Below are 21090 nucleotides of genomic sequence, written 5' to 3' on the forward strand. Positions count from 1 at the left end.
TCTCCTTATTCAGATGCGGACTGGCGCGCCGCCAGCCACTGACGCAATTGTTTTTTATCCACTTTGCCGACAGGGGTAAGCGGCAGTTCATCGACGCGCTCTACGCGGTCCGGCAGTTTAAAATCGGCAACGCCCAGTTCGCGCAGAAAGCGGCGGATCTCTACCGCCTTAACCGGGCGAGAGGTAACAAGGTAAGCGCAGCTTTTCTCGCCCATCAGGCTGTCATCCATGGAAACCAGCGCCGCGTGGATTATCGCCTCGTGGCTGAGCAGCAGGTTTTCTATCTCTTCCGCCGCGATCTTCTCGCCGCCGCGGTTGATCTGATCTTTCTCGCGGCCCTGCACGGTGATGTAGCCCCGATCGTCAATGGCGATCAGATCGCCGGAGCAGTAAAAACCATTTTTATCAAAGGCCTGGGCGTTATGTTCCGGGCTGTTGTAATAGCCGCGGAAGGTGTAAGGGCCGCGGGTCATTAAGCGCCCTACTTCGCCGCGCGGCAGGGGGTTGCCCTCCGGGTCCGCTACCCAGACTTCATCGTCGGGGCTCATCGGGTAGCCCTGGGTGGTGAAGATGCGCTCATCCGGGTCGTCAAGGCGGGTGTAATTCACAAGCCCCTCCGCCATGCCGAACACCTGCTGCAACTGACAACCGATCTCCGCCGGAATACGCGCGGCGAGGGAATCTGAAAGGCGGGCGCCGCCCACCTGCAACAGCGTCAGCGAGGCGAGTTGCGCATTGCTGCCCCATTCGCTTATGGCCTGTAGCCAGAGGCTGACGGCGGGCGGCACCAGGGCGGTGACGGTAATACGATGCTGTTCGATAAGCGGGAAGCAAAGCGTGGCGCTCGGGTCGCTCGCCATCACCACGCAGCCCTGACCAAAGAAAACGCCAAGGGCACCGGGCGAGCTCATCGGATAGTTATGCGCGGCAGGCAGCGCGCAGAGGTAGCGCGTTTCGCGATCAAAACAGCAAATCTCCACGCTGCGGCGAATGCTGTAGTAGTAGTCGTTATGGGTGCGCGGAATAAGCTTCGGCGTGCCGGTGCTGCCGCCGGAGAGCTGGAAAAAAGCGACTTCGTCCGGCGCGGAGGGCGAGGCAACGAAGTTATCTTCCGGCTCGGCAATCAGGGCTTCGAGGGTTTCATTGCGCAGGGCGATAACGCGCAGAGAAGGCGTTTTCGCCCTCAGCGTCTCCAGGTAAGCGTCATCCTGAAACAGCCCGTGTTCGCGGTCGGCAATCAGCAGCGCCGGGGCAATCTGGCGGGCGTAAGCGTCAAGCTCGGTGCGCTGGTGGCTGAAAAGCGCGTTGACCGACGCCACGCCGATTTTCCACAGCGCGAACAGCGTGATGTAAAACTCCGCCACGTTGCCCAGTTGCACCAGCGCGGTGTCGCCGGTTTTCAGGCCGCGGCGTTGCAGCGCGCCCGCAAGACGGGTCGCGGCTTGCTCCAGTTCGCGATAGCTGAAGCGCCGTTCGCCATCAATAAGCGCCGTCGCTTCGCTGTTGGCGTGGCGGCTCAGGATATCGGTGAGCGGCAGATCCAGCCAGTAGCCTTTTTCACGGTAGCGGGCGGCGAACGCTTCCGGCCAGCGGGAGTAAGGGATGGTCATGCGGGGCTTCCTTAATTCAGTCCAAATACGTTGAGCATGGTGGAGAGCTTGACGCCGGTTTCGCGCCATTCGCTCTGCGGCTCAGATGCGGGCACGATGCCTGCGCCGGCAAAGCAGCGCACGCGATTGCCGTTAAGCTGCGCGCAGCGAATCGTTACGACCCACTCGCCGTTGCCTTCTTCGTCGCACCAGCCGACGATGCCGCCAAACAGCTCGCGGTCGAACGGCTCCAGCCCGGCGATAAGCGTTTTCGCGGCTTCATGAGGGAAGCCGCTCAGGGCGGGCGTAGGGTGCAGCAGGCAGGCGAGCGTCAATGCGTTATCGCGCAAGTCCTGCGTTTCGCCTTCAATAGCGGTAGCAAGATGCCAGAGAGTAGGCGTGGTAATCAGATCCGGCGTTTCCGGCACGCTGAGCAGGCGGCTGCGCGGCGCCAGCACGGTTTTCATCGCCTTAGTGACCAGTTCATGCTCGTGTCGGTCTTTGGCGGAACACAGCAGCTGATTCCCCGCCTCCTTGTCCTGCGCCGGGTCCTGCATGCGACGAGCGGAACCGGCCAGCGGCAGCGAGCTAAAACACTCGCCTGATTTGCGCAGCAGCAGTTCCGGGCTTGCGCCAAGCAGCGCCCCGCCCGCTTCCAGCGGCACGTGGAAATTAAAACTGCCCGGGTTTTGCGCAATAAGCTGCCCGAGCAGCGCGACGCTGTCAGGCGCTTCTTCGGTGGTGATATCAATCAGGCGCGACAGCACGATTTTATCAACACGCGGCGTGGCGGTAAGGGCGGCGGCGCGGGCAACCATCTCCATAAACTGCGGCTGTTCGGGAATAGCCTGTCTGTGAGTGACGCGCAGCGGCTTTTGCGGCTTCGCGAAAGCGCGATAGTGCTGGCGATTGAACGCGCGCCAGGTTTCGGGAATAAACAGCGCCGAAGGTTTGCGCGTATCGAACGGGATGGCGCCTACCACCACAGGCCTTTCAATGCCCCGGGCGCGGGCGGCGGCAAACTGCGCCTGTAATGCTGTCTGGAAAGCGCCATTGCGGTCTGCGCCATCGGCAGCGGGGGTGGTAAGCCTCGCGAAACAGCCGGACGTCGTCAGGCTGCGATAGGGCGACATGAAGAAAAAGCTGTCAGGTGAAAGGGTTGTCATCTCCACTTGCGTTTCCTCAGCCAAAGACGTCTCCATGAACTCCTCCAAACACTGATAAGAGAACTGATAATTGTTATCATTTGTATTTGGTGGCGTAACCTAAGACGAAAAGCCGTTTATGTCAACCAACGCCACATTTTACGCTAAGCGACAAACTTGCATCGCTGCGGCAAATAGTGAAAATGAGAAGCATTACTTACCTTACTTGACAGGATGCCACGCTGTGATCTCTTTCTCTGCCCGACAGGCGTTGCTGCTTTTCAGCGCCCTGGTTTTAGGATTTTCCTCAATTACCCATGCCGCGGAGTGGCCCCGCCAGGTCACCGACAGCCGCGGCGCGCATACGCTTGAAAAAGCGCCGCAGCGTATTGTCTCCACCAGCGTCACCCTCACCGGCTCGCTGCTGGCGCTTGACGCGCCGGTGGTGGCAAGCGGCGCGACCACGCCTGGCAACCGCCTGGCGGACGACCAGGGCTTTTTGCGCCAGTGGGGGGAGATTGCGAAAAAACGCAACGTGCAGCGCCTGTACATTGGCGAGCCGAACGCCGAAGCAGTGGCGGCGCAAATGCCGGATCTTATTCTCATCAGCGCCACCGGCGGCGACTCCGCGCTGGCCCTTTATGACCAGCTCTCCGCCATCGCCCCGACGCTTATCATCAATTACGACGACAAAAGCTGGCAGCAGCTCCTAACGCAGCTTGGGCAGATAACCGGGCGTGAGAAAGAAGCCGAAGCGCGCATCGCCAGCTTTACGCAAAAACTCGCCGAAGCGAAAGCGCACATGAAGCTGCCGCCGCAGCCGGTGAGCGCGTTGGTTTATAACGCCGCCGCCCACGGCGCGAACCTGTTTACGCCGATGTCCGCTCAGGGCCAGCTTTTGCAGCAGTTAGGTTTCACGCTGGCGACGCCGCCTGTAATGCCCGCGCTGAACAGCATGGGCAAACGCCATGATATTGTGCAGCTGGGCGGCGAAAATCTGGCGTCCGGGCTGAACGGCCAGACATTGTTTCTCTTCGCCAGCGATGAAAAAGATGCCGGGGCGCTGACCGGCAACGCCCTGCTCTCTCATCTGCCCGCCGTACAGAACAAGCGCGTTTATGCGCTGGGCTCAGAAACCTTCCGTCTGGATTACTACAGCGCAAGCCTGATACTCGAACGGCTGGCAACGCTGTTTAAAGCGTAAAAAAAGGGGCCGCATGGCCCCTTCTCTTTAGGGTTTTACCGCTTCCGGCGGCGCCTGACGCAGGCGGCGAAGCTCGCTTAACAGCAGCGTAAGCGCAAGGCCCGCTACGGCGAGCGCCAGCCCGCTGACGCTTGCCGAACTCACCGGCGAGAGCGCGACGCCCATGCCGCCGAGCAGCGCCGCGCCAATCGCATCGCCCGTTACGTTCTGTGCAGTCCACAAACCGTTAATGCGCCCGAGCATATGGTCCGGCGTCTGCGTCTGGATAAGCGTGTACTGCACCAGCGAACTGATGCCGCTCAGGTAGCCAAACAGCGCAAGGCAGACAACCCCTAACCCCCAGAACGGCATCAGGCTAAAAATGCCCACCGCCGCAAAAGCCAGCACCGAGGTGAACAGCATAACGCGCCCCGGATGCAGCGAATGCGCCAGCCTGCCGCTGGTGAGCGCGCCAATCGCCGCGCCCAGCGGCACGGCGGCGTAAAGCGCGCCGATTTCACTGCTCGCCATCTGCCAGTGGTTGGCGAGCGCCGGGTAAAGCACGCGCACCGCGCTCGCCATGGTCAGCAGCGCGCCGACAAGCGCAACGCCGCCGACAACCGGGCTTGCCAGTAAAAAACGAAACGCGCTCGCCAGCGCTTTTAAGGGATGCTCACGCTGCATCTGCGGCGCGGGCAGCTTCGGCAGCGTCAACAGCGGCAACAGGGTGATAAAAGTGCCGAGCGCCGCCAGCGCGTAGTTCCAGGATACGCCGCCGCCAGCCAGCAGCAGGCCGCCGATAAGCGGCGAGATAACCGACCCCAGGCGCACCGTCAGCATGGTGATGGCCCCCGCCTGCATCAGATTTTCCCGCCCGACAATCGCAGGCGTGGCGGCCAGCAATGCCGTCACGCCAATCGCGCCGAAAAAGCCATCCCACAAGCCGAGCAGGTAAATGGCGATAAGCGAAGGCGCCGGCAGCATGGCGTTAACCCAAAGCCCGATAAACCCCACGCCGCAGGTGGAGCGCGCCAGCAGGATAAGCTTTTTACGCTCGTGACGATCCGCCAGCACGCCGCCGGTCATCAGGCCGATAAACATCGCCCCGCCGGTCAGCGTGACCGCAAGCCCTACCTGAAAAGAGGAGCCGGTGAGCGTCTGGATCTGCACCGGCACCGCCACGCCGAGCAGCCCCAGCGCGAGGATGGAAATAAAACGCGCCAGGAACACAGCGCGGTAAGCGGGATGGGTTTTCAATAAACTGAGGTTGAGCAACAGCGAATTTCGGTTCATTACAGGGCCTTGAGAGCGAATTTTCCTTACCGATTAACGGGGCGCTCATGCTAACATAGCCTGATAAGAGTGATAATAACTATCATTATCGGTTGTGGGATGTGCGTTATGTCGGCCTCACGGTTTTCAGCGCGGGCTTTCTCCCTGCTGGGCCTTTTCCTTTTTTTGCTGCTGATGGCGGCGTTAAGTTTGTTGGTGGGCGCGAAGGCAATGCCGGTTTCGGTGGTGCTCGACGCGTTAAGCGGTCAGTGCCGAAGCGCGGACTGCACCATTGTGCTGGATGCGCGGCTGCCGCGTACGCTGGCAGGTTTGCTCGCCGGCGGCGCATTAGGCGTGGCGGGCGCGCTGATGCAAACCCTTACCCGTAACCCGCTGGCGGACCCGGGCCTGCTTGGCGTTAACGCCGGCGCAAGCTTCGCGATTGTCATCGGCGCCGCCCTTTGGGGCGCTTCCTCTTCGCTCTCTCTGCTGGGTTTCGCCTTCGGCGGCGCGCTTTTCGCCTCGCTGATTGTCGCCTTTACCGGCAGCGCGGGCGGCGGCCAGCTTAGCCCGGTGCGCCTGACGCTTGCGGGCGTGGCGCTGACCGCCGTGCTGGAAGGCTTTACCAGCGGCGTCTCGCTGCTCAACCCGGTGGTTTACGACCAGCTGCGCTTCTGGCAGGCGGGGTCCCTCGACATTCGCACCCTCGCTACGCTCAAAATCATCGTTCTGCCGGTGCTGGCGGGTATGGCGCTGGCGCTGGGGTTAGGCCGCGCGCTGAACAGCCTGAGCATGGGCAGCGATACCGCGACTGCGCTTGGCAGCCGGGTGGCCCGCACCCAGCTACTCGGCCTGCTGGTGATAACGGTGCTGTGCGGCAGCGCGACGGCGGCGGTCGGCCCCATCGCGTTTATCGGTTTGATGATGCCGCATATGGCGCGCTGGCTGGTGGGGCCGGATCACCGCTGGTCGCTGCCGGTCACGCTGCTTGCCACCCCTGCCCTGCTGCTGCTTGCCGATATTATTGGCCGCCTGATTGTGCCCGGCGAAATGCGCGTTTCAGTGGTAAGCGCGTTTATCGGCGCGCCGGTGCTGATTTATCTGGTGCGCCGCCGTCGCGGCGGGGTGTCGCTATGAACGTCTCGGCGCGCCTGTGGCTGGTCTGCACTCTGTTTCTACTGGTGAGCGGCGCGCTTGCCGTATGGGCGCTGGGCCAGGGCGCTGTTTCGCTGAGCGTGGCGCAGGTAGGGGATGCGCTTTTCGGCAATGCGCCGCCTAACATTTCCCTGATTGTGACGCAGTGGCGTTTGCCGCGTATTGCGATGGCGTTGCTGCTGGGCGCAGCGCTTGGCGTCAGCGGCGCGATTTTCCAGTCGCTGATGCGCAACCCTCTGGGCAGCCCCGACGTGATGGGTTTTAACACCGGCGCCTGGAGCGGCGTGCTGGTAGCCATGGTGCTGTTTGGCCAGCATCAGACGGCCATTGCCGCCGCCGCGATGGCGGGCGGCGTGCTGACTTCGCTTCTCGTCTGGGCGCTTGCCTGGCGCAACGGTATCGATACCTTCCGCTTGATTATTATCGGCATCGGCCTTCGCGCCATGCTGGTGGCGTTCAACACCTGGCTTTTGTTGCAGGCTTCCCTTGAAACAGCGATATCGGCAGGCTTGTGGAATGCCGGTTCGCTGAACGGCCTGACCTGGGGCAAAACCTTTCCTGCCGCGCCGCTGATGATGCTGGCGCTGCTCGCGGCCGCGCTGCTGGTGCGCCGGTTGCGGCTTTTAGAGATGGGCGATGACAGCGCCTGCGCGCTGGGCGTGCCGGTTGAGCGCTCGCGCCTGCTGCTGATGCTGGTCGCCGTTATCTTAACCGCCGCCGCCACGGCGCTGGCCGGACCCATTTCGTTTATCGCGCTGGTGGCGCCGCACATTGCCCGTCGGCTGAGCCGCACGGCGCGCTGGGGGCTTTTCCAGTCGGCGCTTTGCGGCGCTCTGCTGCTACTCGCCGCCGACCTTGGCGCGCAGTATCTTTTTACCCCTTATCAACTGCCGGTGGGCGTGGTCACCGTCAGCCTCGGCGGTATTTACCTTATCGCTTTGTTGATTCAGGAGTCCCGTAAGCGATGAACACCTTAACGCGCCTGCATGGCGATGCCCTTACGCTGGGCTATGGCGATCATGTGGTGGCTGAAAACCTCAGCGTGACGATCCCGGATGGTCAGTTCACCGCTATTATCGGCCCTAACGGCTGCGGCAAATCGACGCTGCTTCGCACCTTAAGCCGCCTGATGAAACCTGCGGCGGGCAGCGTCTGGCTGGATGGCCAGGAGATCCAGCGCTACGCCACGAAAGAGGTTGCGAGGCGCATCGGCCTGCTGGCGCAAAACGCCAGCGCGCCGGGCGACATCACCGTGCAGGAGCTGGTGGCGCGCGGGCGATATCCTCATCAGCCGCTGTTTACCCGCTGGCGTGAAGAAGACGAGCGGGCGGTGCAAAAAGCGATGGCGGCGACGGGCGTGGCTTCCCTTGCGCATCTTGCCGTCGATACCCTTTCCGGCGGCCAGCGGCAGCGGGCGTGGATTGCGATGGTGCTGGCTCAGGAAACCTCCATCATGCTGCTGGACGAGCCGACCACCTGGCTTGATATCAGCCATCAAATTGATTTGCTGGAGCTGTTAAGCGAACTGAACCGCGAGCAGGGCTATACCCTGGCGGCCGTGCTGCACGATCTCAACCAGGCGTGCCGCTACGCCACGCATCTGATTGCCTTACGGGAAGGTAAAATCATCGCCGAGGGGGCGCCAGACGCCATAGTCACCCCGGAGCTTATTGAGGCGATTTACGGCCTGCGCTGCATGATTATCGACGACCCGGTCGCAGGCACGCCGCTGGTGGTGCCGCTGGGGCGGCGGTAGCGCCCTGCCCCATAAAAAAGCCCCGCGCCGTTTGCGGCGCAGGGCTTTTTAGCCATTACCCTTTACAGCGGCTGCGTCTGGGCTTCCACCACCGCCAGCGCCACCATGTTGACGATGCGGCGCACCGAGGCGATAGGCGTTAACACATGCACCGGCTTCGCCACGCCCATCAATACCGGCCCGACGGTCACCCCTTCCGAGCTGGAGACGCGCAGTAAGTTGTAACTAATGCGCGCCGCCTCGACGTTCGGCATGATCAGAATATTGGCGGAGCCTTTGAGCGGGCTGTCCGGCATGCGGTCGTTGCGGATGCTCTCGATTAGCGCCGCGTCGCCGTGCATTTCGCCATCAATCATCAGTTCCGGCGCCCGTTCGCGCACCAGCGCTAAAGTTTCACGCATCTTGCTGGCGGCAGGCGAACTGGAAGAGCCGTAGTTAGAGTGAGAAAGCAGCGCCACCTTCGGCTCAATGCCGAAGCGACGTACGGTTTCCGCCGCCATCACGGTAATTTCCGCCAGCTGTTCCGGCGTCGGATCGTCGTTAACATAGGTATCAGCAATAAACGTGTTGCCGCTTGGCAGCAGCAGCGCATTCATCGCCCCCGCCGCTTTTACCCCCTCGCGATAACCGAAAATTTCGCGAACCACGCCGAAGTGTTCGTGATAATCGCCAATTGTGCCGCAAATCATCGCATCGGCTTCGCCACGATGCACCATGATCGCGCCAATCACCGTGGTATTGCCGATCACCGCCCGCTGCGCCTGTTCCTGGGTGACGCCGCGACGCTTCATGATGGTGTAGTACTCATTCCAGTACTCTTTGAAGCGCGGGTCAGATTCATTATTGACGATTTCAAAATCCACGCCCGGCTGGATTTGCAGGCCCAGCTTCTTCACGCGCATTTCAATGACGCTCGGGCGGCCAATCAGAATCGGCTTCGCAAGGCCGAGGCTTACCAGCTCCTGCGTGGCATGCAGCACGCGCGCCTCTTCCCCCTCCGCCAGAACCACGCGTTTCGGGGCGGTGCGCGCCTGGGAGAAGATCGGCTTCATAAAGAGGTTGGTTTTGTAGACGAACTCGGTGAGCTTGTCTTTATAGGCTTCGAAATCCTCAATCGGGCGCGTCGCCACGCCGGAATCCATCGCCGCTTTCGCCACAGCCGGGGCGATTTTTACGATAAGACGCGGGTCGAACGGTTTCGGGATGATGTAGTCCGGGCCGAAGGAGAGCTCCTGATCGCCATAAGCAGAGGCGACCACTTCGCTTTGCTCGGCGTGGGTCAGTTCTGCAATGGCATGCACTGCGGCAAGTTTCATCTCTTCGTTAATGGCGGTAGCGCCCACATCCAGCGCGCCGCGGAAGATGAACGGGAAGCAGAGCACGTTGTTGACCTGGTTTGGGTAATCTGACCGGCCGGTGCAGATAATGGCGTCGGGGCGCACTTCTTTAGCGAGCGGCGGCAGGATTTCCGGCTCCGGGTTCGCCAGCGCCAGAATCAGCGGCGAATCCGCCATCTGTTTCACCATCTCCTGAGTAAGCACTTTCGGGCCGGAACAGCCGAGGAAAATATCCGCCCCTTCGATCACTTCGCCAAGCGTGCGCTTGCCGTTATCGTCAATGGCGTAAGCGGCTTTGGTTTCCGCCATGTTTTCTTCACGGCCTTTGTAGATAACGCCTTTAGAGTCGCACACCACGATGTTGTGCTTTTGCATGCCAAGCGCCACCAGCAGGTTCATACAGGCGATGGCGGAAGCGCCCGCGCCGGAAACCACCAGCCGTACGTCGGAAATCGTCTTTTTTACCACCCGCAGGCCGTTTAATACCGCAGCGGTGCAGATAATAGCGGTGCCGTGCTGATCGTCGTGGAATACCGGAATATTCATACGCTCGCGCAGCTTTTGCTCAATATAAAAGCACTCCGGCGCTTTGATGTCTTCGAGGTTAATGCCGCCGAAAGTAGGTTCGAGCGCGGCCACCACGTCAATCAGCTTATCCGGATCGTGCTCGTCGACTTCGATATCAAACACGTCGATGCCGGCGAATTTTTTAAACAGCACGCCTTTGCCTTCCATGACCGGCTTACCGGCCAGCGCGCCGATATTGCCAAGACCCAGCACCGCCGTGCCGTTGGAAATCACCGCCACCAGGTTGCCGCGCGCGGTGTACTTATGGGCCGCCAGCGGGTCTGCCGCAATTTCCAGACAGGGCGCCGCGACGCCTGGCGAGTAGGCCAGCGCCAGGTCGCGCTGGGTGGCAAGCGGTTTGGTTGGCGAAACCTGGATTTTCCCGGGCACCGGGAATTCATGAAAATCGAGGGCGCTTTGCTTCAGTTGATCATCCATTTGTTCGATCCTTTTTTATCTGTCTTTCAGTAAGGTCAGAGTGGCGAACCGTCACTGGCACGCCTGAAGAGGCGGATAGTATCGCCCCTTGCGCCGCCGCAAACTTTGAACGCTCCCAAAATTCCCGGCCGTAAGATAAGGAATGTTAGCAATTTATAGCGGTTCTGTTACGTAACGCCGGAAGCAATACCCTGCTCGTCTGCTATGCTTTTTAGTTATGTTCTTTGTGAATTTTTACGGGGCGTGCCAGGAAACGCTCTGTTAAGTATTTGCTTTTCAAGGAGTATCGACAATGAACCAGTTAGACGGCATTAAACAATTCACCACCGTAGTCGCCGACAGCGGCGATATTGAATCTATCCGCCACTATCAACCGCAGGACGCCACCACCAACCCTTCCCTGCTGCTGAAAGCGGCAAGTCTTGAGCATTATCAACACCTTTTTGAAGATGCGCTGGCGTACGGCAAACAGCGCGGCGACACGCAGGAGCAGCAGGTCGCCGAAGCGAGCGACAAGCTGGCGGTCAATGTGGGTGCGGAAATTCTGAAAAGCATTCCGGGCCGCGTTTCTACCGAAGTGGACGCCCGTCTGTCGTTCGATAAACAGAAAAGCATTCAGAAAGCGCGCCGCCTGGTCGAGCTGTATCAGGATCAGGGCGTTGAGAAAGACCGTATATTGATCAAGCTTGCTTCAACGTGGGAAGGCATTCGCGCCGCCGAAGAGCTGGAGAAAGAAGGCATCAAGTGCAACCTGACGCTGCTGTTCTCTTTTGCTCAGGCGCGCGCCTGCGCCGAGGCGGGAGTCTATTTGATCTCCCCGTTCGTTGGGCGCATTTATGACTGGTATAACAGCCGCAAGCCGATGGACCCGTACGTGGTGGATGAAGATCCGGGCGTTAAGTCTGTACGCAATATCTACGACTACTACAAGCAGCACAATTACGAAACCATCGTCATGGGCGCGAGCTTCCGCCGTACCGAACAGATCCTGGCGCTGGCTGGCTGCGACCGCCTGACCATCTCGCCAAACCTGCTGAAAGAGTTGCAGGACAAAGAAGCGTTAGTGGAACGCAAGCTTATTCCGAATAAACAAGGCTACCGCCGTCCGGAACCGATGACCGAAGCGGAATTCCGCTGGGAGCATAACCAGGACGCGATGGCAGTCGAAAAACTGGCTGAAGGAATTCGCCAGTTCGCCGTTGACCAGCGCGCGCTGGAAGATTTGCTCGCCGCCAAACTTTAAACTTTGCCATGGAGTGAACTATGTCACGACAGCAGTTAGCTAACGCCGTTCGCGCCCTGAGTATGGACGCGGTGCAAAAAGCCAAATCCGGCCACCCGGGCGCGCCGATGGGCATGGCGGATATCGCCGAAGTGCTGTGGAATGATTTCCTTAAGCACAACCCGACCAACCCGGCCTGGTATGACCGCGACCGTTTTATTCTCTCTAACGGCCATGCTTCGATGCTGCTTTACAGCCTGCTGCATCTTTCCGGCTACGACCTGCCGATTGATGAGCTGAAAAATTTCCGCCAGCTGCATTCGAAAACCCCGGGGCATCCGGAAATCGGCTATACGCCTGGGGTGGAAACCACTACCGGGCCGCTCGGCCAGGGGCTGGCGAACGCCGTTGGCCTGGCGATTGCCGAACGCACGCTGGCGGCGCAGTTTAACCAGCCGGGTCACGATATTGTCGACCACTTCACCTATGTGTTTATGGGCGACGGCTGCCTGATGGAAGGCATCTCGCACGAGGTCTGTTCACTGGCGGGCACCCTGGGCCTTGGCAAGCTCATTGGCTTCTACGACCACAACGGGATTTCCATCGACGGCGAAACCGAAGGCTGGTTTACCGACGACACCGCAAAACGCTTCGAAGCGTATAACTGGCACGTGGTGCATGAAATTGACGGTCACGATCCCGAGGCGGTTAAACGCGCCATTGAAGAGGCGCAGCGCGTGAAGGATAAACCTTCGCTGATTATCTGCCGCACGGTGATTGGCTTCGGCTCCCCGAACAAAGCAGGTAAAGAGGAGTCGCACGGCGCGGCGCTGGGCGAAGAGGAAGTGGCGCTGACGCGCAAACAGCTGGGCTGGGATTATCCGCCGTTTGAGATCCCGCAGGAGATTTATCAGGCGTGGGACGCCCGTGAAAAAGGCCAGCAGCAGGAAGCGGGCTGGAAAGAAAAATTCGCCGCCTATGAAAAAGCGCACCCCGAGCTGGCGGCGGAATTCAACCGTCGCATGAGCGGCGGGCTGCCGGAAAACTGGGAACAGCTGACGCTGGATTACATTAAGAAATTGCAGGCGGAACCGGCGAAAGTCGCGACCCGCAAAGCTTCCCAGAACGCGCTTAATGCTTATGGCCCTGCCCTGCCGGAGCTGCTTGGCGGTTCAGCGGACCTGGCGCCCAGCAATCTCACCATCTGGTCTGGTTCTAAATCGCTTAAGGAAGACGAAGCGGGTAACTATATCCACTATGGCGTGCGCGAGTTCGGCATGACGGCGATAGCGAACGGCATCGCGCACCACGGCGGCTTTGTGCCTTATACCGCCACCTTCCTGATGTTCGTGGAATATGCCCGTAACGCGGCGCGCATGGCGGCGCTGATGAAAGCGCGCCAGATTATGGTTTATACCCATGATTCCATCGGCCTTGGCGAAGACGGCCCGACCCACCAGGCGGTGGAGCAGCTGGCAAGTTTGCGCCTGACGCCAAACTTCACCAGCTGGCGCCCCTGCGACCAGGTAGAAGCGGCGGTAGCCTGGAAAGCGGCTATTGAGCGGCATAATGGCCCGACGGCGTTGATTCTTTCGCGCCAGAACCTGGCGCAAATGGAACGCACGCCGGAACAGGTCGAGAATATCGCCCGGGGCGGCTACATACTGAAAGAGAGCGACGGCAAGCCGGACGTTATTCTTATCGCCACCGGTTCGGAAGTGGAAATTACCGTTCAGGCGGCGGAACAGCTTACTGCTGAAGGCCATAAAGTCCGCGTCGTTTCGCTGCCTTCGACCGATGTGTTTGAAGATCAGGATGCGGAATACCGCGAATCCGTGCTGCCTTCCGATGTGGAAGCGCGCGTAGCGGTGGAAGCAGGCATTGCTGACTACTGGTACAAGTATGTCGGCCTGAAAGGGGCGATTGTCGGCATGACCGGCTACGGCGAATCCGCGCCAGCGGAAAAACTCTTCCCGTTCTTCGGCTTTACGGTTGAAAACGTGGTAGAGAAAGCCAAAAAGGTTCTTAAGAAGTAAACCGCATGGCGATTCAGCCGCAGGGCTGAATCGCTTTTTTATTTCACGACATTGAGCGGTACGGACGCTTTCTCAATGACTATCTCTTCCTTTGCTTCATCCCATTTCGCCTGCGTCACAATCACCTGACCCGGGCGCTGCGCGTCGCGCGCCACCAGCTCGCGCCCTGTCGCCTCTTCCTGCACGTTACTATTCATTGAAAAAGAAGGGATAGCTTTTACCCACTGCTTTTGCTGAATATCGTAGAGATAAACAACGCTCCAGGCGCTGGTCCACCATTGCGGGTAAACGATGAGGCGGTCGCGGCCGCTGTCGTCAAGCCCGGCAAGCGTTTCTACGCCGCCGCCAATGCAGGAAGGCAGTTTCGCCGGTTTGATCGCCGGGTCGCTGTTCCAGACTTCGCACTCGCAGTCGCCGCTTTCATCGCAAACGCCGCCGGTTACAGGGTCTTTCGCGCTCAGCCAGGCGTAGCTTTTTATCGCGCCATTAAACCGCCCGCCGGCAACCCGGTAATCGTTCTCTTTTTGCTGGTTCGACTCGGTTATCCAGTCGCTCTCTTCATTAATACGCCAGCCCTCTGGCTGTTTGATGACCCTGAGCTGCGCCGGGTAAAAGCGCTGGCTTGCCGTCTCCAGCCCTGCAAGTTTGACAAACGAAACCTGCGCGGCGGGCTGCTCGCCATCAAGCGCATCGATTGTCAGTCTGTTAACGATTTTCTGTGCGTAGCGAGGATATTTTTGTACAAAGGCGCTGTTTTGCTCAGCCACGGCGCTTAACGGCAGGGTTTTGCCGTAAAACCTGACCCGGCTTGCATAAATGGCCGCTGCGGGCTGTGGGTGATTTTTGAGCGCGTTCCACTGTGAGATGAGCGTGTGGATATCCCGTTCATCCTGCGCCGTAAGCGTTGCGCCAGCGCAGGCCAGGGGTAAAAAAAGCAGTAGCGCCGCCGCGCCGCGCATTCCTTTGCTGCTGTAAAACGCCATCGTCTGTCGCCTTTTTCCGGTCTACGTTCGCGAAAATATACGGAAAAATGCGCGGCGGCAAAAGGGCGTTATTTCGTTACCCAAAGAAGCGGCCAGCTGTCAGGGCCGCTCCAGCCGTCACAGCTCGGCTCTTCGGCATAACGCACCAGCCTGAACCGCTGGCCATCGTAGCGCCAACGGGTCGCCACGCCGCAGTCGCCAAGCCCGCGCCCTTTAGCGAGCGTCGCCAGCTCTTTGCTTTTCTCGTTATAGGCGGCATTCATCAGCTCAAGATCCGGGTTGCCGTTCGCGGGCGTGAATGGCAGCCGCAGCCGAACCGGCCGGGAAGAAAAAGGTTTTTTGCGCGACACCAGCCAGGCGAGATCGACGGTGTTATAGGCGCCCGCCTCGCAGCTGATTATCATCAGCGCCTTGTCGTCGCTTAATGCCGAAACGCGCACTTCGCGACGCGCCGGGTCGAGCGAGCACTGGCTGTTGTTCATACGCCAGGCGCCAAAATCGAGCAGATCGTTAAGCTCTTCCTGCGAAAGCGGCGTCGGCGTCGGGTTGGTAATAGCCACTTCTTTTAATGCTGGCGCAGGCGGCACGCTAAGCGGCGGATCGTCGCCCTTTTTTATCCAGGCGGTTTCGCTGCCAACGCGCTTTTGCTGGGCATCGATGAAAATTAAGGATGCCTTCAGCCCGGCAAGAGAAAGCGTGCCCGGCCCGCCCTTGAGGGTAATGGCGGAGGCTTCCTGAACCTGCGCCAGAAACGCGTTAATGGTTGTCGGGTCTTCCGTTATCAGGCGGTTGGGGCCGATACGCCATTTATCGCCTGCCGGGGTAAGGGACATGTCGTCGAGCAGCAGGCGCGGCGCGATGGGCGGCGCTTTGGCGGAGACTTTATTCAGGCTGTTAAGGTTGCCGTAATCGATACGCAACTGCGCGTCGGCGCGTGCGCCTGCGCTGCGGGAAAGGGTCATCACCAGGCCCTGATGTTCGCCGGTGTTGCGGGCCTGGCAAAAATTCTGGTTGTTACAGGTAACTTGCCAGTCAGTAAAACTTTTTTGTACTGACGCCGCATAAGCAGCGGGCGCCAGAAACAGAAAAAGCGCAACAAGCGAAAAAAGGCGAGACGACATGAACGGCACTTATCCTGAACAAAAATGAGACAACTGAGGATTTAAGCGCCTATCTTCATCGTCCGCCCCGGGCGGCTCAATCGGATTTATCGGATTGATTCATTTTAAATACCAGTTTAATTGCCGAGTGAAATCAACCCATTATTCCGCTGGCGTGCAGGTGTTGCAGCAATATCACTGTCTTAGCGTCGCGAATTTCGCCGCTTTTTACTTTCGCCAGCGCGTCGCTAAAAGGCATCTCCAGCACGTCAATCTCTTCGTCTTCCACGCCGCCGCCTGCGTTTGCGCGCTGCGCTTCACTGTATTCGGCAATAAAAAGATGCACAATTTCCGTTACGCCGCCGGGCGACATATAAAGCTCAAACACTTTGGTGGCGTCGCCCACTTCATAACCGGTCTCCTCAACCGCCTCTTTGCGAATGCACACCTCCGGCTCGTCATCGTCAAGCAGTCCGGCGCAGGCTTCAATCAGCATGCCGTCGGCGTTGCCGTTTAACCAGGTGGCGACACGGAACTGACGAATTAACACCACGGTTTGTTTTTCGCGGTTATAGAGCAGAACCGCAGCGCCGTTGCCCCGGTCATACACTTCACGCTTGTGGCGGATAACTTCGCCATCTTTTCGCGTCAGGTCGTAAGTGATATTGCGCAGGATGAAATAGTTTTCGGAGAGGATGGTATCTTTGATAAGCGTAATGTTGAGCGACATCGCAGCTTCCTGTTCAACACGGTCGGGGCGTTTATAGTAAGCCGCTTGAGGGAATTTGTCGCGCTAAGGCCGCGGGAATTCCTCCCCCTGCCGCCGGGGGAGGCGTTATCAAAAACCGTTTTTTACTTGCGCCATATGCGGCAATTTATGCGCAATGCCTTTATGACAGTCAATACAGGTTTGCCCTGCTTTAATCGCCTTGTCATGAAGCTTCGCCGCCACGGTTTTTTGCGCCGTAAGATCCATAAAGTCGAAATTATGGCAGTTGCGGCACTCCTGAGAGTTGTTGTTTTTCATCCGGCGCCATTCGTTTTGCGCCATCGCCAGCCGGTGCTCTTCAAACTTTTTCGGCGTGTCGATAAGCCCGAATGCTTTCGCATACAGCTCCTTGCTGGCCTGAATTTTACGCACCATTTTCGGCGCCCATTCGTGCGGAACATGGCAATCAGGGCATGTGGCGCGCACGCCGCTGCGGTTGCTGTAATGCGCGGTCTGCATATATTCCTGGTAGACGGTATTGCGCATTTCATGACAGCTGATGCAAAACGTCTCGCGGTTGGTCATCTCAAGACCGGTATTAAAACCGCCCCAAAAAATGATGCCGGCGGCAAAGCCTGCAAGCAGCAAAGTGCCGAGCGCAAGGCGGCCTGGCCTGCGCCACCACAGCCACAGGCGTTTAAGCACGCCCGGTTTATGGGAAACGTTCATTGCTCGCCTCACTCACCAAAGCCTTTTGAAGGGGTAAACGTGTTTTCGACAATCGGCGGCGCATCTGTTTGCGGCACGTGGCATTGCAGACAGAAATAGCGGCGCGGCGCTACGCCCGCCAGCACCTTGCCTTCGCTGTCGATAAAATGGGTCGGGCTGACGCGCGGCGCGCCTGTCGTGCGGTAATGTTCCACGCCGTGACATTGCAGGCAGCGGTTGGTGTTGGTGGAAACCTGATAACCGTCCACGCTGTGCGGGATCATGGGCGGCTGGTTGACATAGTTCAGCGCCATACGTCCCTGCTGCTTCGGCATGTGGATAGTGCCTTTCTGCGTGCCGGAAACCTCCGGCGACGCGCTAAAATCCACGCTCCCGGCGGCCCATGCCGCGCCGCCCACCAGCCATATCACCGCTATCGCCCAGCGAAACAGCCCCTTATTCAGGAAAAAGTTCTGCATTATGTTGCTCTCGAATTGCATCCTGTAGTGATTGAGAAAATTGCGCCTGCAAACCGCCTGGTTACGCTGGCCTGCCGCCCCGATTAACCCGAGCGGACAGGCTTGTCAGCGCTACGCTTTTTCAAGCTTCACGGCGCATTTTTTGAAGTCCGTCTCTTTAGAGAGCGGGTCGGTGGCGTCGAGCGTCAGGGCGTTAACCAGCTGCGCAGCGTCGAAAAACGGCATAAAGACCAGCCCCTGGGGCGGGCGGTTGCGGCCCCGGGTTTCAACAATCGATGTCACTTTCCCCCGCCGGGAGATAACGTTCACTTTATCGCCGCGCTTAAGCCCCCGCGCTTTGGCATCCAGCGGATGAATAAAAAGCACCGCTTCAGGGAAAGCCCGGTGCAGCTCTGGCACGCGGCGAGTCATGCTGCCGGTGTGCCAGTGCTCCAGCACGCGGCCCGTGGAGAGCCACAGGTCATAGGTTTTATCCGGCGATTCCGCCGCCGGTTCATACGGGAGCGCGAAGATAACCGCTTTGCCGTCCGGCTTGCCGTAAAAGCTGAAACCCTCGCCGCTTTTCACGTAAGGATCGTGACCCTCGCTGTAGCGCCAGCGGGTTTCCTGACCATTAACCACCGGCCAGCGCAAGCCGCGCGCCTTGTGGTAATCATCAAACGGCGCGAGATCGTGACCATGTCCGCGTCCGAAGCTGGCGTACTCCTCAAACAGCCCTTTTTGCAGGTAAAAACCGCATTCGCGGGATTCATCGTTGAGTTGATCTTCGGCTAATTCGCTCAGGGGGAAGCGGCTTACCGCCGGGCTTGCAAACAGCACCTCGTACAACGTTTTGCCGCGATGCTCCGGCTTTTGCGCCAGCAACGCTTCACTCCATACCTCTTCGGTTTTGAAACGCTTCGCAAAATTCACCAGTTGCCAGAGATCGGATTTCGCCTCGCCCGGCGCGCTCACCTGCTGGCGCCAGAACTGCGTGCGGCGTTCGGCGTTGCCGTAAGCGCCCTCTTTTTCCACCCACATGGCGGTGGGGAGGATCAGATCCGCCGCCAGCGCGCTCACGGTCGGGTAAGGATCGGAAACGATCACGAAGTTGCGCGGATCGCGCCATCCAGGCAGCCTTTCCTCGTTGATGTTCGCCCCGGCCTGCATATTGTTGTTGCACATCACCCAATAGACATTGAGCTTGCCATCTTTTAGCGCCCGGTCCTGGGCCACGGCATGCAAGCCAACCTTCGCCGGGATAGTTCCCGCAGGCAGGTTCCATTTTTGTTCGGCGATTTCGCGATGTTTATCGTTGGTTACCACCATGTCGGCGGGCAGACGGTGCGAGAAGGTGCCCACTTCGCGCGCCGTGCCGCAGGCGGAGGGCTGGCCGGTGAGCGAGAATGGCCCGCAGCCGGGTTTCGAAATTTTGCCGGTCAGCAAATGCAGGTTGTAGCAAAGGTTATTGGCCCACACGCCGCGGCTGTGCTGGTTAAACCCCATGGTCCAGTAAGAGATAACTTTTTTATCAGGGTCGGCGTAGAGCTTCGCGAGCGCTTCGAGTTGATCTTCCGGCACGCCGCTCAGGGCGCTGGTTTTCTCCAGCGTGTAGTCCGAAACGAACGCTTTGTACTCTTCAAAACTCATCGGTTCGGCGGCGTCGGAGCCGGGGTTTTTCGCCGCTTGTTCCAGCGGATGGGTGGGACGAAGACCGTAGCCGATATCGGTAGCGCCGCGTTTGAAATTCACATGCTGGCTGAGAAAGCTTTTATCCACCGCCTCATTCTGGATGATGTAATTGGCGATGTAGTTAAGAATGGCGAGATCGGTTTGCGGCGTGAACACCATGCCGTTATCTGCCAGCTCGAAACTGCGGTGCTCGAAGGTGGAGAGCACCGAAACGTTGACGCTTTCGTCAGAGAGGCGACGGTTAGCAATGCGCGACCAGAGGATCGGATGCATCTCCGCCATGTTGGAGCCCCACAGCACAAAGGCGTCCGCCTGCTCAATATCGTCATAGCAGCCCATCGGCTCATCCATGCCGAAGGTGCGCATAAAGCCGACAACCGCTGAAGCCATACAGTGACGGGCGTTCGGGTCGATGTTATTTGTCCGAAAGCCCGCTTTGAACAGCTTCGCTGCGGCGTATCCTTCCCACACCGTCCACTGGCCGGAACCGAACATGCCGACGGACTCTGGTCCCTTCTCTTTCAGCGCAGCTTTGAATTTTTCTTCCATGACATCGAAGGCCTGCGCCCAGCTCACCGGCGTAAATTCGCCCTCTTTGTCGAACCGCCCTTCTTTCATGCGCAGCAACGGCTGCGTCAGGCGATCCTTGCCGTACATAATTTTGGGCAGGAAATAGCCTTTTACGCAGCTAAGGCCGCGGTTGACCGGCGCATCCGGATCTCCCTGGCTTGCCACCACTTTGCCGTTTTGCGTGCCGACCAGCACGCCGCAGCCGGTGCCGCAAAAGCGGCAGGGCGCTTTGTCCCATTTGATAATTTGCGACTCGCTCGCCGCCGTCCGGGCGAGAGAAGGTAAGCTGATGCCCGCCGCAGCAGCGGCCGCGGCGACGGCGTTAGCTTTCATAAAGCTACGACGACTGAGTTTCATGCTGTTTCCTCACAGGCTTCCTGCTGGTGATAAACCAGCGACACCGCCAGCACGCCTTGCAGCTGACGCGCCGACTCAATACTGGCGAATAGCGCCGCGCTGTCGGCGGCCTCCATGACAACAACTAATTTGCCCCTGGACCCATCCTGCGCCGCTACCTCGCAGCCAGGCAGCGCGCTAAGGTAGTGCGCCACGCGCCCGACATCGCCCGGGCGGGCCTGAACCAGCAAGCCGCAAACGTGCCATTCAGCGTTCATCTGTTCTCTCCAGGCGTAATGCCGACACGGGACAGGCGCGCAGACATTCGCCGCAGGTAGTGCAGTGTTCGGGCGCGATGTGCGGTATAGCGACGCCTGTCGCCAGCGGTGAAAAACGGATCGCCCGCGTGTCGCAGGCGTCCTGGCAACAGCGGCACTCTACGCGTTGCAGGGCAAGGCAATGCGCGTCAAGCGCGAGCTTAAGCCGCCAGGGTGCGGCGCGCTGTTGTGTAAAGATGGGCTGCGGGCAGGCATCGGCGCAGGCATAGCAAAAGGTGCAGCCAGCGCGGGTGAAATCGATCTGCGGAAAACCGCCTTCGCCTGTGCGCAGCACGCTGGTTTCGCATGCATCCAGACAAGCGCCGCAACGGCTGCATAACTCGATGAAATGGCTCTCCGCGCCGCTCCAGGGCGGACGGATCGCCAGCGCTTTTCGACCGGTCAGCAAACCGCGTCTCGACATTTCAACCATTGTTTTCCCTGCTTGCGCTGCGACAGAGGCCGCTGAACTGATTATCCCCGCTTTTTATGCGGCTTTTTTTATGAGGCGTAACAT

The 21090-nt window shown here is 59.3% G+C and carries 18 protein-coding genes; 6 read left to right on the forward strand and 12 right to left on the reverse strand.

What is annotated here, in order from left to right:
- Positions 1-5: 5 nt before the first annotated feature.
- Together DW56_RS22905 and entC are read right to left on the reverse strand one after the other, a co-directional pair.
- Positions 6-1610 (reverse strand): (2,3-dihydroxybenzoyl)adenylate synthase, encoded by a 1605-nt coding sequence (locus DW56_RS22905; protein ID WP_024553792.1) that lies wholly within the window; start codon positions 1608-1610, stop codon positions 6-8.
- Positions 1611-1621: 11 nt separating this feature from the next.
- Complete coding sequence (gene entC / locus DW56_RS14055; RefSeq protein WP_024553791.1) at positions 1622-2791, reverse strand: isochorismate synthase EntC; 1170 nt, start codon at positions 2789-2791, stop codon at positions 1622-1624.
- 190 nt (positions 2792-2981) lie between these two features.
- Here entC and fepB point away from each other — a divergent pair, with 190 nt between their 5' ends.
- Positions 2982-3938 (forward strand): Fe2+-enterobactin ABC transporter substrate-binding protein, encoded by a 957-nt coding sequence (gene fepB, locus DW56_RS14060; RefSeq protein ID WP_024553790.1) that lies wholly within the window; start codon positions 2982-2984, stop codon positions 3936-3938.
- A 27-nt stretch (positions 3939-3965) separates the two neighbouring features.
- On the opposite strand, the gene entS is transcribed toward fepB, so the two are convergent.
- Positions 3966-5210, reverse strand: coding sequence for an enterobactin transporter EntS (entS, locus tag DW56_RS14065; protein ID WP_024553789.1), 1245 nt, complete (start codon positions 5208-5210; stop codon positions 3966-3968).
- 108 nt (positions 5211-5318) lie between these two features.
- Here entS and fepD point away from each other — a divergent pair, with 108 nt between their 5' ends.
- From fepD to fepC, 3 genes are read left to right on the forward strand one after another with little or no spacing between them, the layout of a single operon-like run.
- Positions 5319-6326 (forward strand): Fe(3+)-siderophore ABC transporter permease, encoded by a 1008-nt coding sequence (gene fepD, locus DW56_RS14070; RefSeq protein ID WP_024553788.1) that lies wholly within the window; start codon positions 5319-5321, stop codon positions 6324-6326.
- Positions 6323-7312 carry an iron-enterobactin ABC transporter permease gene (fepG, locus tag DW56_RS14075; RefSeq protein ID WP_024553787.1) on the forward strand — a complete coding sequence of 330 codons (990 nt, stop codon included), beginning with the start codon at positions 6323-6325 and terminating at the stop codon, positions 7310-7312. The genes fepD and fepG overlap by 4 nt, the downstream gene beginning before the upstream one ends.
- Positions 7309-8100 (forward strand): iron-enterobactin ABC transporter ATP-binding protein, encoded by a 792-nt coding sequence (gene fepC, locus DW56_RS14080; protein WP_024553786.1) that lies wholly within the window; start codon positions 7309-7311, stop codon positions 8098-8100. The genes fepG and fepC overlap by 4 nt, the downstream gene beginning before the upstream one ends.
- A gap of 62 nt (positions 8101-8162) precedes the next feature.
- Here fepC and maeB read toward each other — a convergent pair whose 3' ends face one another.
- On the reverse strand, positions 8163-10442 hold the full coding sequence (gene maeB, locus DW56_RS14085) for an NADP-dependent oxaloacetate-decarboxylating malate dehydrogenase (protein WP_024553785.1): 2280 nt from the start codon (positions 10440-10442) through the stop codon (positions 8163-8165).
- Between the two features lie 292 nt (positions 10443-10734).
- On the opposite strand from maeB, the gene tal reads away from it, so the two are divergent.
- Positions 10735-11685, forward strand: a complete 951-nt coding sequence (tal, locus tag DW56_RS14090) for a transaldolase (RefSeq protein WP_024553784.1) — start codon at positions 10735-10737, stop codon at positions 11683-11685.
- Between the two features lie 20 nt (positions 11686-11705).
- Positions 11706-13700 (forward strand): transketolase, encoded by a 1995-nt coding sequence (gene tkt / locus DW56_RS14095; protein WP_024553783.1) that lies wholly within the window; start codon positions 11706-11708, stop codon positions 13698-13700.
- A 38-nt stretch (positions 13701-13738) separates the two neighbouring features.
- Here the strand turns inward: tkt and DW56_RS14100 are convergent, their stop codons facing one another.
- The 8 genes from DW56_RS14100 to napF all read right to left on the reverse strand — a co-directional run bounded on the left by DW56_RS14100 (position 13739) and on the right by napF (position 21006).
- The gene (locus DW56_RS14100) at positions 13739-14683 is read right to left on the reverse strand and encodes a hypothetical protein (RefSeq protein WP_024553782.1); all 945 of its coding nucleotides are present in this window, start codon (positions 14681-14683) and stop codon (positions 13739-13741) included.
- Positions 14684-14751: 68 nt separating this feature from the next.
- Positions 14752-15804, reverse strand: coding sequence for a DUF1176 domain-containing protein (locus DW56_RS14105; RefSeq protein ID WP_024553781.1), 1053 nt, complete (start codon positions 15802-15804; stop codon positions 14752-14754).
- A 133-nt stretch (positions 15805-15937) separates the two neighbouring features.
- Entirely contained in the window at positions 15938-16513 is a 576-nt protein-coding gene (nudK, locus tag DW56_RS14110; RefSeq protein ID WP_024553780.1) for a GDP-mannose pyrophosphatase NudK, read from the reverse strand.
- 108 nt (positions 16514-16621) lie between these two features.
- Positions 16622-17221, reverse strand: coding sequence for a cytochrome c-type protein NapC (gene napC, locus DW56_RS14115; RefSeq protein ID WP_024553779.1), 600 nt, complete (start codon positions 17219-17221; stop codon positions 16622-16624).
- A gap of 8 nt (positions 17222-17229) precedes the next feature.
- Positions 17230-17679: a nitrate reductase cytochrome c-type subunit gene (gene napB / locus DW56_RS14120; RefSeq protein ID WP_024553778.1), complete on the reverse strand. Its 450-nt coding sequence runs from the start codon at positions 17677-17679 to the stop codon at positions 17230-17232.
- Positions 17680-17790: 111 nt separating this feature from the next.
- The gene (gene napA, locus DW56_RS14125) at positions 17791-20277 is read right to left on the reverse strand and encodes a nitrate reductase catalytic subunit NapA (RefSeq protein WP_024553777.1); all 2487 of its coding nucleotides are present in this window, start codon (positions 20275-20277) and stop codon (positions 17791-17793) included.
- The gene (locus tag DW56_RS14130; RefSeq protein ID WP_024553776.1) at positions 20274-20534 is read right to left on the reverse strand and encodes a chaperone NapD; all 261 of its coding nucleotides are present in this window, start codon (positions 20532-20534) and stop codon (positions 20274-20276) included. The genes napA and DW56_RS14130 overlap by 4 nt, the downstream gene beginning before the upstream one ends.
- On the reverse strand, positions 20524-21006 hold the full coding sequence (gene napF / locus DW56_RS14135) for a ferredoxin-type protein NapF (RefSeq protein ID WP_024561963.1): 483 nt from the start codon (positions 21004-21006) through the stop codon (positions 20524-20526). The genes DW56_RS14130 and napF overlap by 11 nt, the downstream gene beginning before the upstream one ends.
- Positions 21007-21090: the final 84 nt, after the last annotated feature.

The organism is Franconibacter helveticus LMG 23732 (assembly GCF_000463115.2).
Taxonomy (GTDB): Bacteria; Pseudomonadota; Gammaproteobacteria; order Enterobacterales; family Enterobacteriaceae; genus Franconibacter; species Franconibacter helveticus.

Bases quoted from the DNA above. Each gene is read 5' to 3' on its own strand.
- DW56_RS22905 (WP_024553792.1), bottom strand. From the start codon at position 1,610: ATGACCATCCCTTACTCCCGCTGGCCGGAAGCGTTCGCCGCCCGCTAC.
- entC (WP_024553791.1), bottom strand. From the start codon at position 2,791: ATGGAGACGTCTTTGGCTGAGGAAACGCAAGTGGAGATGACAACCCTT.
- entS (WP_024553789.1), bottom strand. From the start codon at position 5,210: ATGAACCGAAATTCGCTGTTGCTCAACCTCAGTTTATTGAAAACCCAT.
- fepD (WP_024553788.1), top strand. From the start codon at position 5,319: ATGTCGGCCTCACGGTTTTCAGCGCGGGCTTTCTCCCTGCTGGGCCTT.
- fepG (WP_024553787.1), top strand. From the start codon at position 6,323: ATGAACGTCTCGGCGCGCCTGTGGCTGGTCTGCACTCTGTTTCTACTG.
- fepC (WP_024553786.1), top strand. From the start codon at position 7,309: ATGAACACCTTAACGCGCCTGCATGGCGATGCCCTTACGCTGGGCTAT.
- maeB (WP_024553785.1), bottom strand. From the start codon at position 10,442: ATGGATGATCAACTGAAGCAAAGCGCCCTCGATTTTCATGAATTCCCG.
- tal (WP_024553784.1), top strand. From the start codon at position 10,735: ATGAACCAGTTAGACGGCATTAAACAATTCACCACCGTAGTCGCCGAC.
- tkt (WP_024553783.1), top strand. From the start codon at position 11,706: ATGTCACGACAGCAGTTAGCTAACGCCGTTCGCGCCCTGAGTATGGAC.
- DW56_RS14100 (WP_024553782.1), bottom strand. From the start codon at position 14,683: ATGGCGTTTTACAGCAGCAAAGGAATGCGCGGCGCGGCGGCGCTACTG.
- DW56_RS14105 (WP_024553781.1), bottom strand. From the start codon at position 15,804: ATGTCGTCTCGCCTTTTTTCGCTTGTTGCGCTTTTTCTGTTTCTGGCG.
- nudK (WP_024553780.1), bottom strand. From the start codon at position 16,513: ATGTCGCTCAACATTACGCTTATCAAAGATACCATCCTCTCCGAAAAC.
- napC (WP_024553779.1), bottom strand. From the start codon at position 17,221: ATGAACGTTTCCCATAAACCGGGCGTGCTTAAACGCCTGTGGCTGTGG.
- napB (WP_024553778.1), bottom strand. From the start codon at position 17,679: ATGCAGAACTTTTTCCTGAATAAGGGGCTGTTTCGCTGGGCGATAGCG.
- napA (WP_024553777.1), bottom strand. From the start codon at position 20,277: ATGAAACTCAGTCGTCGTAGCTTTATGAAAGCTAACGCCGTCGCCGCG.
- DW56_RS14130 (WP_024553776.1), bottom strand. From the start codon at position 20,534: ATGAACGCTGAATGGCACGTTTGCGGCTTGCTGGTTCAGGCCCGCCCG.
- napF (WP_024561963.1), bottom strand. From the start codon at position 21,006: ATGGTTGAAATGTCGAGACGCGGTTTGCTGACCGGTCGAAAAGCGCTG.